Raw genomic sequence first — 15,861 nt, forward strand, 5'->3', positions numbered from 1 at the left:
TTGCACGAATTTGTTATTGAGCTGAAGAATCCACGTTTTCTGGGAAATCACAACCATAATAAAAATCCCCGGAAACTTGAGTATTCCGGGGCATCCGATTGTTACTCACAGGTCCTTAGATGCCTGTTTCAATGGTAAGGCTACCGCTAAATGTATCGGTTACGGACTGGGTACCGGCAGTATTCTCTTCCTTGGACTTGATCCATTTTTCACCGACCTCTGCCGATGAAATTTCCTCGGTACCTAAGCCCGGAATATAGGCCACCGGCCAACGGTTAACCACAGCGCGTGATGCCTGGTCCTTAAATATAGCCAGGAATCCTGGGGCCAGACCGATCAGGTAATTATACTGAGGGGCAGTAAGTTCAAAATTATCCACTATCCAGGTAACGATATCAACGGATATTAATGCGGCCTGGGCAAGCAGGGAATTGTCATCAAGAGCGTAAAGCTCTGTTGTTTTCTGATTTACACCATAGGGCGTTAAAGCTGGTTTGAACATATTTATTATATTAGTTTTTAATTTGTTTAATTGTTGTTATTGGAACGATCATGAAACAATCCCAGGACATAGAAACCAAAGACCAAATGTCTAAACCTCGTTACAGTGACATGCTGTTCCGGATAATTATTTGTTTGCCGGTTGCTTTTTTCATTGTCCTGTTCAATATTCACGTCGATGAATTCCGACTTGCAGCCATCGATATTAATTTTTGGATTGCTGTTGCCTGTAGCTACTTCATCGCCCTGCTCCTGCTATGGTCCGTAAACCGGATATCTGTCTACCTGGACCGGAAAGGGTATCATTGGCAGCAAAATACCGGGCGCCGTTTGATCATGCAGCTGGCCCTGGGATTTTTTCCGATGGCCTTTGCAGCCTTTGTGCTTGCGACGATTTACTTCTGGACGGTTTATTCTGTTCATATCTTCGACACTCGATATCTGACCATCGATTATCCTATCGTCCTGTTATTTTTGATGTTTGCCAATGCCTATTATGCCTTCTACTTCTTGTGGCATTATGCTGCTGATCTGGCAGAAAAGCAAAATCCGGCAACCAGGACATATCAAGCCGATGAAATACCTACCGAAAAGGATTTTTTCCTGGCTCAGACTCTAAACGGGATCGAAAAAGTACCGGTCTCAGAAATTGCCTGTTTCAGAAGGTTGGACGTAGGCTATCAGCTTTGCACCTTTGACCGAAAGTATCTGCTAATAGAGCAGTCTTTAAGCGAAATAGAACCAGAGCTGAATGCAGCACAGTTTTTTCGTGCGAACCGTCAATATATCGTCAGCCACAAATTGTGCAAGACATACCGTCCTCATGGCAAAAGCGGCCAGTTGGAACTGTACCTCGATCATCCTTTAAATACTAGGATCATCGTCGGCAGGCCTACTGCTGCGAAATTCGAGCGATGGCTGAAGAGATAAGGGGCGGACTTTTATTGAGGGCAAGGAAGGTAATCATTGCGAGCATACTGAAATTGTAAAAGGTTCCGGAACCATTTCCTGAACTGTAACAAAATTGATAAGGTCCCGCTATCATTTGAGATACCTAGAAGGTAGCTACTGCTTTTTAAAGTGATGTTATATGGTATAAATACTCTATGCAGCCTTAATAACAATCTCAAGAATCACTAAAGTAACTTATTCATAGGCAACGTTTTGAAAATGGTTCTTATTGCTTTTATTTTGCTTATAGGACCGCGTTACTCAGACCTCACCAAGATAAAAAATTGGGGGGATTGGAGTTACAATACCGAAATAAAACGATAACATCTTATCGACGCAATTTTCTATTATGGGATTTTGAAGCAAAAAAAAGATTTCAAGATACTTGGAATCATATTTTTTTTCTACTTTTGTTATTAGTTATGAGGTGCAAAGCAGCAATTATATTATTTTACTTCTTGGGGCTATTTTTAGTTCCATGTAGTGATGCACAAAATATTTGCGAAACGCCAAAAGAACTAAGTATAGAAATAGCGCATAGTCATAACCAAGATACAGATGACAATTGCACTCCATTTTGTCAATGTGAATGCTGTAGTGTGACAGTGGTTTCTTTCAATTTTGAATTACCGGGATTTGTTATCCCTATTCAAACATTTTCTTCTAAAAAAGTTATTATCAGAGATTCTAACTTCTTATCCCGCTACGCTGGTAGCATTTGGCAGCCGCCGAAATTTAACATTTAACTTTTCTGGGAATGCTATGTCTTCTGGTATAATGTGTATTTATATACATTACTAGTCGTATTGTATTTGGTGTCTAACACTTTATATAAAGTGTTGCAACTACCAATTGTCGATATTTCACATTGACTCATAGATTCTCCTTCTCCGCCTTTTCATCCATTGGTGGAATTCCCTTCTTTTTCTATTAAATGTTAAAATAACAAAATACATTGTGTTAGACAATATCATAAAATTCAGTATCAAGAACAAGATAATCATTGGCTTAATGACCTTGTTACTTATTATCTGGGGAGTATGGAGTGCAACCAAACTGCCTATAGATGCCGTACCTGATATTACCAACAATCAGGTTCAAATATTTACTTCCTGCCCCACATTGGCTGGACAGGAGGTGGAACAGCTCGTTACCTTTCCGATTGAACAGAGTATTGCGAATGTTCCCAAGATCGAAGAAATTCGAAGCATTTCCCGATTCGGGTTGTCCGTAATTACAGTCGTTTTCGAAGAAGATGTAGATATCTACTTTGCACGTCAACTCATCAACGAAAGGCTAAAAGAAGCAGTAGACCAAATTCCACAGGGAATAGGTACTCCTGAAATGGCGCCGGTAAGTACCGGCCTGGGAGAGGTTTACCAATATATTATCCATCCCAAAAAAGGCAGTGAAAGTAAATACAATGCAAAAGATCTACGTACAATGCAAGATTGGATCGTTGCAAGACAATTATATGGAACACCCGGTATTGCTGAGGTTAACAGCTTTGGCGGACAATTAAAACAGTATGAGGTTGCTGTGAACCCTGATAAGTTAAGAGCGATGGGTGTGAGCATACCAGATATATTCACCGCACTTGAGAAAAATAATCAGAATACAGGTGGAGCGTATATTGATAAAAAGCCGAATGCCTATTTTATCAGAGGTATTGGTCTGGTAACTTCAATTGAAGATGTAAAAAGAATCGTGGTAAAAACTTCAGGTGCTGTGCCCATTTATATCAATGATGTTGCTGAAGTGAGATTTGGAAGTGCTGTTAGGTATGGGGCGCTGACGTTTAATGGTGAAGTTGATGCTGTGGGTGGAGTTGTTATGATGTTGAAGGGCGAAAACAGTAATGAAGTCGTAAAGCGTATCAAGGAAAAGCTACCAACTATCCAAAAGTCCCTACCTGAAGACGTAATCGTAGAACCTTATTTGGACCGTACGGAACTGGTAGGCAGAGCTATGAGTACGGTAGAAAAGAACCTTATTGAAGGTGCATTGATCGTAATATTCGTACTTGTACTGTTTTTAGGCAACTTCCGTGCAGGACTTATTGTGGCATCAGCAATTCCATTGGCATTGCTTTTTGCTCTTGGAATGATGAACGTCTTTGGCGTTAGTGCCAATCTGATGAGTCTTGGTGCGATAGATTTTGGACTGATCGTAGATGGCGCGGTAATCGTTGTAGAAGCAACCATGCACCATTTGGGTCTTCGAAAATCCACTAACAGATTGACACAAAGTGAAATGGACGATGAGGTATTTGTGTCAGCTTCTAAAATACGAACCAGTGCTGCTTTTGGTGAGATCATTATCCTGATCGTATATATTCCTATTTTAACTTTAGTTGGTGTAGAAGGGAAAATGTTCCGCCCAATGGCGCAAACCGTGGGTTTTGCCATATTTGGGGCGCTTATTTTGTCATTGACGTACATCCCGATGATGTGTGCATTATTCTTGTCCAAAAAACCAAGTCATAAAAAAACATTCAGTGACAAAATGATGGACAAGCTGGCTAGTTGGTACCAACCAGTGCTGCAGAAAGCAATTAAGATGAAATACATTGTTGTAAGTGCGACCGTTGGGCTATTCGTAATTTCTCTATTTTTCTTTAGCAGGATGGGTGGCGAGTTTATTCCTCAACTGCAGGAAGGAGATTACGCATTCCATTGTATACTTCCGCAAGGTAGTTCACTGAATCAAAGTATAGAGACATCGATGCAGGCTTCGCGTATACTCAAGGAATTTCAGGAGGTTAAGATGGTTGTTGGAAAAACAGGTGCAGCTGAAGTTCCTACGGATCCCATGCCTCCGGAGGCTTCAGATTTGATGGTCGTTTTGAAACCGGAAAAAGAATGGACCTCCGGAAGGAATTACAAGGAGCTTGCCGATGCCATGATGGAGAAACTTGAAGTAATACCGGGTGTCTTCTTTGAAAAGAATCAACCGATACAGATGCGCTTTAATGAGCTGATGACTGGTATCAGACAGGATGTCGCTGTTAAGATTTTCGGGGAAAACATTGATACGCTCGCATCCTACGCTAAAGAAGTAAGTGAAGTAATCCAAACCGTCGATGGGGCAACCTCTCCTCAGGTAGAGCGGGTTAGTGGACTTCCTCAAATCAATGTGGAATATGACCGTACACGTATTGCAAATTATGGTCTGACCATTCAAGACTTAAATGATGTGGTAAGTACCGCTTTTGCAGGAAAAAGTTCGGGACAGGTTTACGAAAATGAGAGGCGTTTTGATCTTGTTGTTCGGCTTGACAGTCTCCATAGAAGCAGTATAGATGATGTAAGCAATCTAATGATCCCAACAAATAGCGGGGTACAGATTCCGCTTTCACAGGTTGCAAATATTGAGTATAAACTAGGACCTGCCCAAATTAGTCGTGAGGCTGGTAAGCGTCGGATTGTAATAGGTTTCAATGTGGCCGGACGTGATGTTCAAAGTGTTGTACAGGACATTCAAAAACAGCTTTCCGAAAAAGTAAATTTGCCTTCGGGTTATTATTTCACCTACGGAGGTCAATTTGAAAACCTGCAAAAGGCAAGCGCACGTTTGATGATTGCAGTACCGGTTTCCTTGCTACTGATTTTTATGTTGCTGTATTTTACTTTCCATTCGTTCAAACAGGCAACGCTGATCTTTACCGCAATACCTATGAGTGCAATTGGAGGGGTGTTTGCCTTGATGCTTCGGGGCATGCCTTTCAGTATTAGCGCAGGGATCGGATTTATTGCTCTCTTTGGTGTTGCCGTACTGAACGGTATTGTTTTGATAGGCACATTTAATCAACTGAAGAAGGAAGGAATAGATGACGTTCTCAAAAGAGTAAAAGAAGGAACCATGACCCGACTACGACCGGTCTTGATGACGGCAACCGTGGCATCACTCGGCTTCCTGCCAATGGCCATAAGCACGAGTGCGGGAGCGGAAGTTCAAAAGCCTTTGGCGACAGTTGTTATAGGCGGTCTGATCACTGCAACTTTTCTGACGCTATTCGTATTGCCGCTCCTTTACATCATATTCAATTCCAAACTTAACATAAAAGGTAAAGGAAGCATGAAAACAATACCAGTTGTGGTTTTACTGTGTTTGGGTGGCTTTTCAACTAGCAATGCACAGCAACAAAATAGAGTTTCAATAGATAAAGTAATAGAAACAGCTTTGCAAAACAACCAACAATTTGGAGTAAACAGTGCGAAAATTAAAAGTGCCTCTCTAAATGTAAAGACGGCCACTGATATTCCCAAAACAGGCGTTTTCGCAGAAAACGAAGATTTCCGTCCCTCGGACAATGTGGGTATTTTAAAAGTTGGTATTTCACAAAGTATAGCCTGGCCAGGATTGTATGCGGCTCGGAAAGATTATTTCAAACAGCAGCTTAAATATGCTGAGATGAATACGGATGTACTAAATGCAGTCATTAAAAGAGATGTACGTACCGCCTATTATCAGCTTTGGTATTTACAGGATAAGCAAGCATTATTCCAAAGGCTGGATAGCATATATACTATGCTTTTTAAAACCACTGAAGTTAGGGTAAAGACAGGTGATGTTGCTAAACTGGATCAGGTGTCTGCAGAGGCTAAGCTTAGAGAGCTTCAGGCGTTTATGGATCAGAATAAGAAGGAAATGACGGTACAGCAACAACAATTAATGATGCTTTTGAACCAAAATGAATGGTTACTACCTGTCTCGGCTCCTCTTGAAAAGATAGAAGTACAATTGTTGGAGAACATTACGTCCCATCCTATTCTTGCCTTACAGGAACAAAATGTAAATATTGCATCATCCAATATCAAAGTCCAAAAAAACACGAATAGGCCTGAATTTTCAGGAAGATTTTTCAGCCAACGTTTATGGGGAGCGAAAGATCCTTTCACTGGCTTTTCAGTAATGGCATCCTTTCCATTGTTTGGAACCGGTGCTTATCGTAATAAGGTAAGAGTAGCAGTTACAGAGAAAGAGGTGCAGGAAAAAACACTATCCTATCAGACGCAATTGTTCCAGACCCAGAGAGGAACCGCAATTGCTGAAATAGAAAAGAATTATTCCTTGTTGAATTTCTATGAAACCTCCGGCTTAAGGCAATCTGAAGAAATTATCAATGCGGCCAGCCTGAGTTACAGAACGGGTGAGATAAGTTTTGCAGAATTGGGGCAGTTTCTTAACCAGGCTATTGGCATCCGTCAAAATTACCTGGACGTATTGAACCAGTTCAATCAATCAGCAATTCAATTCAATTACTTCAATAACAAATAAGATAAAATGAAAATCATAGAAAAAATATTAGTTGCAGCTATTCTCATAACAACTTTATATAGCTGTGGGGGAAAGGCAAAAAATAAAGAGGGTGCTAAAGCTCCAACAGAAAAAAAAGCAGCTGAAGCCAGTGGTGAGGAAGGACATTCAGAAGAAGAGTCTTCCACTATTGCCTCACTCACACAGGAACAGATCAAAGCTGTTGGCATCAAACTTGGAAACATTGAGGATAAAAATCTGACAGCCACTGTCAAAGCTAACGGGGCACTAAGGGTACCAAACAACAAGAAGGCGAATGCAACATCCCTTTATGGTGGTGTTATTAAAAGCCTAAATGTACAGTTGGGTGATTATGTCCGCAAAGGTCAGGTAATTGCCACTATTGAAAATCCTCAGTTTATTCAGCTGCAGGAAGAATACATCACAATTGACAGCAGAATTACGTTGGCACAACAGGAACAAAATCGTCAACAGGAACTTAATCAGGGAAGTGCGGGAGCGTTAAAGAATCTCCAGACAGCTAATGCCGATTTGAACGCTTTGATGGCCCGTAAGGCTTCCTTAAAGAAACAAATACAATTAATGGGAATAAATCCCGCTACTATCAGCAGGGAAAATCTAAGATCAGCACTAACGGTAACAAGTCCTGTCAGCGGAACCATAAGCAATGAGTTCGCAAAAATTGGAAGTTATGTCGATGTATCATCTCCTGTGGTTGAAATTGTAGATAACAGTCTGTTACATCTAGACCTTCAGGTTTTCGAGAGGGATCTCCCTTACATGAAAGTGGGACAAGTAGTGAATTTTACCATTACTAACAATCCACAGGTGACTTATAGCGCAAAAGTATTCAATATAGGTTCATCCTTCGAGAATGAAAGTAAAACAGTTGCTGTGCACTGTACTGTAGTAGGTAATAAAACCGGATTGATTGATGGAATGAATATCACAGGCATGGTAAGTGTCGAAAATGTTATGGCATCTACCGTACCCAATACTGCAATTGTTGAAGCGGATGGCAAGTTCTATATTTTTGTCCATACAGACAAAGAGCCTGAAGCTGGCCATGAACATGCCGAGGGTGAAAGTCATGATCAGAAAGCAGAGGAAGACCATGATCACAAACCAGGAGAACAGCATGATCATGCTGCAGAAAATAAGCAGAAAGAACCAAAAATGAATTTCGAGAAGATTGAAATAGCAAGGGGCATTTCCGAATTGGGATACACAGTGATTACTCCTGTAAATGAAATTCCTAAAGGGGTAAAAATTGTTACAAAGGGCGCATTCTTTATCAACGCCAAATTGAGTAACACCGGGGGGCATGATCACTAATCTTTAATACGAATAGGCTATGAAAGAACTGGTAATATTAGTTGAAGACTATGTTTCTGCTTTACTGAAAGATGAGCTTTCAGTTGACCTTTGTTTTCATAGCCTTACCCATACCCTGGAAGTTGTCGAAGCAGCCAAAGAAATTGGAGGAGTTTGCAATTTGGATGATTCCGAAATGGAAATATTGACTGTGGGGGCATGGTTTCACGACTGTGGCTACGCTTACACATACACTGGCCATGAAGAAGAAAGTAAAAAAGTAGCCGAGAATTTTTTGAAAAAAGTTACTGCCAATACTGAATTTATTAATTCAGTATTGGCTTGTATCGAAGCTACAAAGTTTCCGCAATGTCCCAAGAACAGAATTGAAATGGCATTGTGTGATGCGGATCTCTTTCACTTGACCAGAACCTCCTATCCAAGGTATGCACATGCGATAAGGAAGGAGTTTGAAATCTTTCTCCATCAAGTTTATTCTGACGCCCAATGGCATACCGTTAATTGCAACATGCTGCTAACTCATAGCTATTGGACAGTGTATGGACAAAATATCCTAAATAGATTTAAGGAAGTAAATATTGGATTAATGGGCTGTAATTGCTCAGACATGGCTAAGTGATTATAAACCTACATTATGAAAAATCAAAAAAATTATGGCGTTGAAAGAAGAATTTGAAAGGCGGAGAAACTGGCTTTTTATTTATAGAAGTTATTTACCAATCGGGATTTTAATCGATGCAATCTTGGTGGCAGTGTATAGGAATTTACAAAATAAAAACTTGTTTTTTAGTTCCACCACCTACGGAATTACTAGCCTTAGTATAGGAGTTATTAGACTGCCAATAAGAGTATATACGGTAGGATATACTGTCCAAAACACCTCTGGTCATAATACCTATCATGGACAAGTTGCGTACATGCTGAACAGTACATCGCCATACATTTCACTTGGACAATTTCATGAACGAAAAGGATAGTTATTGAGCCTAATGAACTAAACAATAAAATTATAAAGTAATTGTAACAGAAAAAAAATGATTGATTTCAAACACCACACAATATTACGTCATGCTATTAAATCGGAAAATATCAATTTGGTACTTTGTAAATGAAATCAAGATACAGATCATGCTGATTTGTGTCTTTGCAATATCTATCGGATTGCTGGATATGCATCCGACATTTAAAAAAGTATCACTTCCTTTAAGTATTCCCGCACTCGTAGGAACGGCAGTTTCTTTACTGCTTGCTTTTAGAACAGCACAATCCTATGAACGTTGGTGGGAAGCAAGGAGTATATGGGGGGCTATCGTAAATGATTCCAGAACCCTTTTAAGACAGTACATTCAGTATGCTCCCGATACCCCTAAGTACGAAACAAAGGAATTTGCTGAAAGACAGATTATCTGGACTTATGCTTTGGGCAATTCCCTTAGAAGAAAACAATTCTCACCATCAGTTCAGGCTTACTTAAACATTCATCAAATTAATGCTGCAAATATTCCAAATGCGTTACTCGACAAGCATTCGGAAAGGATTAAAGAACTTGCATTCGCTGGGGACATATCACATATTCAACAAGTGCAATTGAACGAAACAATTGCAAGGTTATGTGATAGCATGGGTAAGTGCGAACGCATAAAAAACACCGTTTTCCCACGATCATATAGTCTGCTTGTCCATACGCTCATCTATGTATTTGCGGCGATTTTACCGTTTGGATTGGAGGATGGCCAACTTATTGTTGAAATTATGATGACTATTCTTATACCCTCGTTATTTATTGCTATAGAAAAAACGGCAATCATTATGCAAGATCCTTTTGAGGATACTCCTGTAGACACGCCGATGACCTCACTTGCACAGACAATCGAGATTAACCTGTTGGAAATGATCGGAGAAAAAGATATTCCGGTAAAGTCTAAAAACGATTCTTACTATGAAATGTAAAGTATTGATAAATAATAGAAACAATTAAATGTCATGGATATCAATTTTGAACTTTTACTCTCGGCTAAATTGCTGCTCGCGCTCATTTTAGGTGGTGCTGTGGGTATTGAAAGGGAAAAGGAGCAGCAAAATATGGGCATAAGAACTTTTGCCTGCATCTGTGTTGCCTCTTGTCTTTTTGTATCCGTAGCTGCTCATCTGACCGAAGACAGATCTGCAACCGCAAGGATGCTCGCCGCAATTGCTACCGGATTAGGCTTTATTGGCGCAGGCATAGGTTTTCATAATGAAAAAAGTATGCCAACAGGTCTTACTACCGCTGCTGGTCTTTGGGCAATCGCAGCTGTTGGAATAGCAATAGCACTAAATATGTTTGTTCTGGCAGTTTCAGCGACGCTCATTACCCTACTTATTTTCTCCTTCAATCAGTTTGCATGGTACAGGAGATTTTTAAAAAAGTTATCAAACAATAAGAACAGTGATCATGAAAAAGAATAATATTCAATTCGATCTGCATCTTCAAAATGTAACCATTTTATTAAATGATGCTCAAAAAGAAGAAAACCCAGGGCGTTACCTTTTTGAAAATAACCTTAGAACACCATTATTTCAATTGGAAGCTTTAGCCAGAATATATAGCATAACTGGGCCCAAAAGGAAACGTTTTATTAAGATGCGGGAAAAGTTCAAGCAGTTGGAAGATATACTTGGAAGCGCGGATTATTTTGTTGCCTTGGGTATAGAGTTTTCGAACAATAAAAACATTCCAGAAGATGTCAGGTCCTATTTCTCGGCGCAAGAAGAAAAAGCTTTTAAGAACCTCAATAATTTACTTAAAAGTAAAAACTGGTTAAATGGAAAGCTAGTAAAAAAGATCAGCAGAAATCTTAAAAAAACGAATTGGCGAAAAAAAGACGAACAACATAAGCGTCTTGTTAAATTTTATCGGTCTGAGATTGAAAAGATCATGGAATATAACAAGAAAGGCAAAGCTATTTTTAAAGACGTTGAGTTGGGTGTCCATGAATTCCGAAGGAAGTTGCGCTGGTTAAGTATTTATGCGCAGGCGCTTCAGGGATGTATTGAACTCATAGACATTGAAGAGGAAAGGCTGATTTTCGAGAACTATCTTACAGATTCAGTATTGGATTCCCGCTATAACAAACTTCCCGCTGTGGAAGATAAACAGATGAAACCGTTGGCAATCTCCAAATTTGGCTTTTTTGCGATCAGCTGGATGATCGAGCAATTGGGAATCTTAAAGGATAAAGGACTCGGATTGCTCGCCTTGGCGCAAGCGGTAAAGGAAACCGAAGGCATAAAAAGTGACCAGGCTATAATAAGGGCGAGGGAATATATCGGTAAGAAAGCACCATCTATTGAAGGTATATTAATTGAAGCGAATAAAATTACTAATCAGTTTTTAAATGATAGAGTATTAGAAAATCTTTCAAAATAGAGCTTATGGAATTCAAACGTAGCGTACATATTGGAAATCTATGCTATCCACACACCGGGGACGAACTTCTCGAACTAGGTGGTGGGAAAGCTTTGGCGTACAAGATCGTGGTATTGACAATACTTCTTATAGACTTTTTGAATCCGGTAAGGGCTGAATCTCAAACAAGAGCTTCGGAGTATTGTATGGATTATGTAAAACTCTATAAAAGCTATGGGGAGTTCAGCGAAGGAAAATTTATTGACAGCATCTGTCTTACAGGCAAAAAGAACAAGTTCAGTGTTTATTACAACAAGCTTACTTTAAAGCATGGACAGCAAAAAAGTAAATTTCCGAATGGGAGTTTATGGGGATATCAAAGAGGTAATGATCTGTTTCGTTATTTTAATAAGGGGACGACTTTCGGGACCTATGGTTATCATAAAATTATTGGGAGTAACGGATTGATTATCTATTCTAAATACGAACGGGGAGGCTATAGATACGCAAGTCGCACCTACTATTTTTATAGCAAAAATCTAAACGCTCCGCTTGAAAAACTTACTATTAAAAATATTGAAAGTGATTTTTCCAATACGTCATTTATTAGTGAAGTAAAAGCTCTGAAAAACCTGACCGAATCAGATAGCAAGGGCAATTTGATGATCAATGTTATTTACAATAAATACTATTAGGTATGTTAGATAAAAGATGAAAACAGCACCGATCTTATCGATGTCTAACATCATAAAACAAAAACCATCTTAAAAAAATATTATGGAACACAAACACAAATACGACGCCCTGGGCAAACAGATTTGCTGTACACAGACCGAAAAGGTCTATACAGAAGCGGGCGCAAAAGAATTGGTGAAAGACGAACATCACAAAAATGACGGACACGACCATGGTCATAGTGATGATGATGGTCATGACCACAGTAATGCCACCGTAAGTCCGATTAAAATGTTCCTTCCTTCCATCCTCTCCCTCTTACTTTTACTTCTAGCAATTGCATTCGACAACTGGGTGCCTCAGGAATGGTTTAAAGGTACTGTCAGGTTTATTTGGTATCTGGTATCCTATGCAATCGTGGGATTTCCAGTTATAAAGGATGCTATTAAAAGTATTTCGAAAGGTGAAGTATTCTCAGAGTTTTTTTTGATGAGTATTGCGACGATTGGCGCATTTTTTATCGGAGAATACCCCGAAGGAGTAGCAGTGATGTTGTTCTATGCAGTAGGTGAAGTATTTCAAACACTTGCCGTATCCAGGGCGCAAAGCAACATTAAAGCATTGCTCGACCAGCGACCAGACGAAGTAACTATTATTGTAGACGAAAGAGCAAAAACGATCAAGGCGGAGGAAGCTCAGATTGAGGATATTATTCAGCTTAAACCCGGTGAAAAATTGGGACTTGACGGAGAACTTCTTACTGATAGTGCTTCTTTTAATACAGCAGCACTCACGGGCGAAAGCAAGCCAGATACCAAGAATAAAGGAGAAACGGTGCTTGCCGGAATGATCAATCTGAATACAGTAGCCCGTGTTAGAGTAACTACCGCTTATTCGGATAGTAAACTCAGTAAAATACTGGAGCTGGTACAAAACGCTACTTCCCAGAAAGCCCCGACAGAATTATTTATCAGGAAGTTTGCAAAAGTGTACACTCCCATCGTGGTTTTTTTGGCCGTAGCAATTTGCCTTGTTCCTTATTTCTTCGTTGACAATTATGTATTCAATGATTGGTTATATAGGGCCTTAGTTTTCCTTGTAATTTCATGCCCTTGTGCACTGGTTATTTCTATACCATTGGGATATTTTGGGGGTATTGGCGCTGCCAGTCGTAATGGTATTCTCTTCAAAGGAAGCAACTTTCTCGATGCTATGGCTGCAATACAGAATGTTGTGATGGACAAGACCGGTACAATGACCGAAGGCGTTTTTAAGGTGCAGGAGGTTATGTTCAATCCCGAGTTTAATAAAGACGAAATCTTAAAACTTGTCAACGCGGTAGAAAGTCTGAGTACGCACCCTGTTGCAACGGCTATACACGAATACGTGGGTGATATTGATAGCTCCATTAAGCTTGAAAACACAGAAGAGATAGCAGGACATGGTTTGAAAGCGACAATAAGTGGCAAGGAACTTTTGGTCGGCAATTTCAAATTGATGGATAAGTTTGGTATAAGTTACAATGTTGACCCCTCATCGATCGTCTATACGACTATTGCAGTTGCCAGCGAAGGAAAATTTGTAGGCTACATTACCATTGCTGACAGTATCAAGGAAGACTCTCAACGTACTATCGAGCTGCTTCACAAACTCAATGTGAAAGTAACCATGTTAAGCGGTGATAAAACTACGGTTGTCAAATTTGTGGCCGATAAATTGGGAATTGACAATGCATTCGGAGATCTGTTACCGGAAGATAAGGTAAACAGGGTAAAAGAAATCAAAGCTAAAAGTGAAACTGTAGCCTTTGTGGGCGACGGGGTAAACGACGCCCCTGTAGTTGCACTAAGTGATGTAGGTATCGCCATGGGGGGGCTCGGAAGCGATGCGACCATTGAAACAGCGGATGTAGTCATTCAGGATGACAAACCCTCCAAGATCCCTATAGCCATCAATATCGGTAAGAAAACCAAGAAAATTGTATGGCAGAATATAACACTGGCATTTGTAGTAAAAGGTATTGTTCTGATCTTAGGTGCGGGCGGTCTGGCTACAATGTGGGAGGCTGTCTTTGCTGATGTGGGCGTATCATTGATTGCCATATTAAATGCCATTAGGATACAGCGAATGAAGTTTTAGCTTTCAATTCAACAATTGTCCTTAAGCATGAAAACATGTGTAAAGGTTTAAAGATAAGAGCTTATGCAAAAAGACAAAGATATTTACATCTTAAAAGCTTCAGGCCAGCGCGTGGCTTTCGACAGTAATAAATTAAGACAGTCACTGTCCCGGTCCGGAGCGGCTCCGCAGCAGGTTGAGATTGTTCTGCAAAAAGTGCAGGACAATCTTATCGATGGAATGGCTACCCGGGATATTTACAAGACGGCTTTCAAATGGCTAAGAAAAATAGCAAAACCTGCTTCGGCCAGGTATAACCTGAAAAAGGCGATTATGGCGCTGGGCCCTACTGGTTTCCCTTTTGAAAAACTTACCTCGGCGATATTAGAATCTATGGGATATAGCACACGAACAGGAGTAATTGTTCCTGGGCATTGTGTAAAACACGAAATAGATGTGATAGCGACTAAAGATGATCATCATATTATGATAGAATGCAAGTTCCATAATCGGCAAGGATTTGTTAGTGATGTAAAAATTCCGTTGTACATCCAATCAAGATTTCTCGATGTCGAAAAACAGTGGCAAGATAGCGGTTGTCACGGTCCCCAGTTCCATCAAAGCTGGATAGTAACCAATGGCCGCTTTTCTGACGATGCAATTCAGTACGGTACATGTATGAAAATGTCTTTGGTTGGATGGGATTATCCAAGAGATAAAGGTCTGAAGGACCTTATAGATCGTTCCGGCCTGTATCCCATAACCTGCCTGATCTCCTTAACGGAAAGGGACAAAAAAGTGCTGTTGGCTAATGATATAATTGTGTGCAGCACATTATTACAACAACAGGAAATATTAACCCGGATAGGCTTGACACCGGAGAATATCCTGGAAGTGGTTAATGAGTGCCGTATGCTTTGCGAATAAAAAAAATAGAATTAGTAATGGATACCATCAACCATAAAGAGATCAAGACAAATTGGTATGTAGTTACCGGTGGACCCTGTACCGGCAAAACTACCGTCGTAGAACTTCTGGCAAAACGTGGATATGCAATTATTGCGGAACAGGCAAGACATTATATTGATACACAAAAAATTAAAGGCAGAACAGTCGAAGAGATAAAGAACAACAGAGAACAATTCCAAATGGAAGTACTGAATCTTCAGATCAGGGAGGAATCAACGCTGGATGTTAATAAAATCGCTTTTTTAGACAGAGCGCTTCCCGATGCTATGGCCTATTACAAATTTCTTGGACTGAAATATGACCGAAGGCTTATTGCAATGTGCAAGAGGTTTTGTTATCAGAAAGTTTTTGTTCTTGACCGTCTTCCTCTTATTAATGATTATGCAAGACTAGAGGACGAGCAGGATCAGATTAGAATTCACAATTTGATTATTGAGGTCTACACCCGCTTCCCATGTCCGGTCATCCAGGTACCTGTCCTTCCTCCCGATCAAAGGGTAAAATTTATCCTTAATAACCTATAATTTTTTTAATGTCTAAATTAAATGATTGACCTATTCCTTTAAGCAATAATCATATTATATTGTTCTGGTTTATGGCAGATCATCCGATATACTAGGTTGTCAAAAATATTCCCTTTCATA

13 protein-coding genes are annotated in these 15,861 nt (G+C 39.9%); 12 read left to right on the forward strand and 1 reads right to left on the reverse strand.

What is annotated here, in order from left to right; all coding sequences use genetic code 11:
• Positions 1–115: 115 nt before the first annotated feature.
• Entirely contained in the window at positions 116–502 is a 387-nt protein-coding gene (locus L1283_RS26905) for a hypothetical protein (RefSeq protein ID WP_070569902.1), read from the reverse strand.
• Between the two features lie 110 nt (positions 503–612).
• Between L1283_RS26905 and L1283_RS26910 the strand changes: the two genes are divergently transcribed.
• The 12 genes from L1283_RS26910 to L1283_RS26965 all read left to right on the forward strand — a co-directional run bounded on the left by L1283_RS26910 (position 613) and on the right by L1283_RS26965 (position 15,741).
• Entirely contained in the window at positions 613–1,431 is an 819-nt protein-coding gene (locus L1283_RS26910) for a LytR/AlgR family response regulator transcription factor (protein ID WP_175442039.1), read from the forward strand.
• 314 nt (positions 1,432–1,745) lie between these two features.
• Positions 1,746–2,198 carry a DUF6660 family protein gene (locus L1283_RS26915; RefSeq protein WP_139145093.1) on the forward strand — a complete coding sequence of 151 codons (453 nt, stop codon included), beginning with the start codon at positions 1,746–1,748 and terminating at the stop codon, positions 2,196–2,198.
• A 211-nt stretch (positions 2,199–2,409) separates the two neighbouring features.
• Positions 2,410–6,732 (forward strand): CusA/CzcA family heavy metal efflux RND transporter, encoded by a 4,323-nt coding sequence (locus L1283_RS26920; protein WP_070569897.1) that lies wholly within the window; start codon positions 2,410–2,412, stop codon positions 6,730–6,732.
• Positions 6,733–6,738: 6 nt separating this feature from the next.
• Positions 6,739–8,067, forward strand: a complete 1,329-nt coding sequence (locus L1283_RS26925) for an efflux RND transporter periplasmic adaptor subunit (RefSeq protein WP_070569895.1) — start codon at positions 6,739–6,741, stop codon at positions 8,065–8,067.
• A gap of 19 nt (positions 8,068–8,086) precedes the next feature.
• Entirely contained in the window at positions 8,087–8,686 is a 600-nt protein-coding gene (locus tag L1283_RS26930) for an HD domain-containing protein (RefSeq protein ID WP_070569893.1), read from the forward strand.
• A gap of 449 nt (positions 8,687–9,135) precedes the next feature.
• Positions 9,136–10,017 (forward strand): bestrophin family protein, encoded by an 882-nt coding sequence (locus L1283_RS26935; RefSeq protein WP_070569892.1) that lies wholly within the window; start codon positions 9,136–9,138, stop codon positions 10,015–10,017.
• 33 nt (positions 10,018–10,050) lie between these two features.
• A complete protein-coding gene (locus L1283_RS26940) occupies positions 10,051–10,515 on the forward strand; it encodes an MgtC/SapB family protein (RefSeq protein ID WP_070569890.1) in 465 nt (154 codons plus the stop codon).
• Positions 10,502–11,476, forward strand: a complete 975-nt coding sequence (locus L1283_RS26945; RefSeq protein ID WP_070569888.1) for a ferric iron reductase — start codon at positions 10,502–10,504, stop codon at positions 11,474–11,476. The genes L1283_RS26940 and L1283_RS26945 overlap by 14 nt, the downstream gene beginning before the upstream one ends.
• A gap of 5 nt (positions 11,477–11,481) precedes the next feature.
• Positions 11,482–12,150 carry a hypothetical protein gene (locus L1283_RS26950; RefSeq protein ID WP_070569886.1) on the forward strand — a complete coding sequence of 223 codons (669 nt, stop codon included), beginning with the start codon at positions 11,482–11,484 and terminating at the stop codon, positions 12,148–12,150.
• Positions 12,151–12,232: 82 nt separating this feature from the next.
• Positions 12,233–14,269 carry a heavy metal translocating P-type ATPase gene (locus L1283_RS26955; protein WP_070569882.1) on the forward strand — a complete coding sequence of 679 codons (2,037 nt, stop codon included), beginning with the start codon at positions 12,233–12,235 and terminating at the stop codon, positions 14,267–14,269.
• A 63-nt stretch (positions 14,270–14,332) separates the two neighbouring features.
• Positions 14,333–15,175, forward strand: a complete 843-nt coding sequence (locus L1283_RS26960) for an ATP cone domain-containing protein (RefSeq protein WP_070569880.1) — start codon at positions 14,333–14,335, stop codon at positions 15,173–15,175.
• A 17-nt stretch (positions 15,176–15,192) separates the two neighbouring features.
• Positions 15,193–15,741, forward strand: a complete 549-nt coding sequence (locus L1283_RS26965) for an ATP-binding protein (RefSeq protein WP_286849000.1) — start codon at positions 15,193–15,195, stop codon at positions 15,739–15,741.
• Positions 15,742–15,861 lie beyond the last annotated feature (120 nt).

Origin of the sequence: Sphingobacterium sp. HSC-15S19, assembly GCF_050433745.1 — a bacterium.
Classification (GTDB): Bacteria; Bacteroidota; Bacteroidia; order Sphingobacteriales; family Sphingobacteriaceae; genus Sphingobacterium; species Sphingobacterium siyangense.

Bases quoted from the DNA above. Each gene is read 5' to 3' on its own strand.
- L1283_RS26930 (WP_070569893.1), top strand. From the start codon at position 8,087: ATGAAAGAACTGGTAATATTAGTTGAAGACTATGTTTCTGCTTTACTG.
- L1283_RS26910 (WP_175442039.1), top strand. From the start codon at position 613: ATGCTGTTCCGGATAATTATTTGTTTGCCGGTTGCTTTTTTCATTGTC.
- L1283_RS26940 (WP_070569890.1), top strand. From the start codon at position 10,051: ATGGATATCAATTTTGAACTTTTACTCTCGGCTAAATTGCTGCTCGCG.
- L1283_RS26905 (WP_070569902.1), bottom strand. From the start codon at position 502: ATGTTCAAACCAGCTTTAACGCCCTATGGTGTAAATCAGAAAACAACA.
- L1283_RS26925 (WP_070569895.1), top strand. From the start codon at position 6,739: ATGAAAATCATAGAAAAAATATTAGTTGCAGCTATTCTCATAACAACT.
- L1283_RS26960 (WP_070569880.1), top strand. From the start codon at position 14,333: ATGCAAAAAGACAAAGATATTTACATCTTAAAAGCTTCAGGCCAGCGC.
- L1283_RS26935 (WP_070569892.1), top strand. From the start codon at position 9,136: ATGCTATTAAATCGGAAAATATCAATTTGGTACTTTGTAAATGAAATC.
- L1283_RS26965 (WP_286849000.1), top strand. From the start codon at position 15,193: ATGGATACCATCAACCATAAAGAGATCAAGACAAATTGGTATGTAGTT.
- L1283_RS26950 (WP_070569886.1), top strand. From the start codon at position 11,482: ATGGAATTCAAACGTAGCGTACATATTGGAAATCTATGCTATCCACAC.
- L1283_RS26955 (WP_070569882.1), top strand. From the start codon at position 12,233: ATGGAACACAAACACAAATACGACGCCCTGGGCAAACAGATTTGCTGT.
- L1283_RS26945 (WP_070569888.1), top strand. From the start codon at position 10,502: ATGAAAAAGAATAATATTCAATTCGATCTGCATCTTCAAAATGTAACC.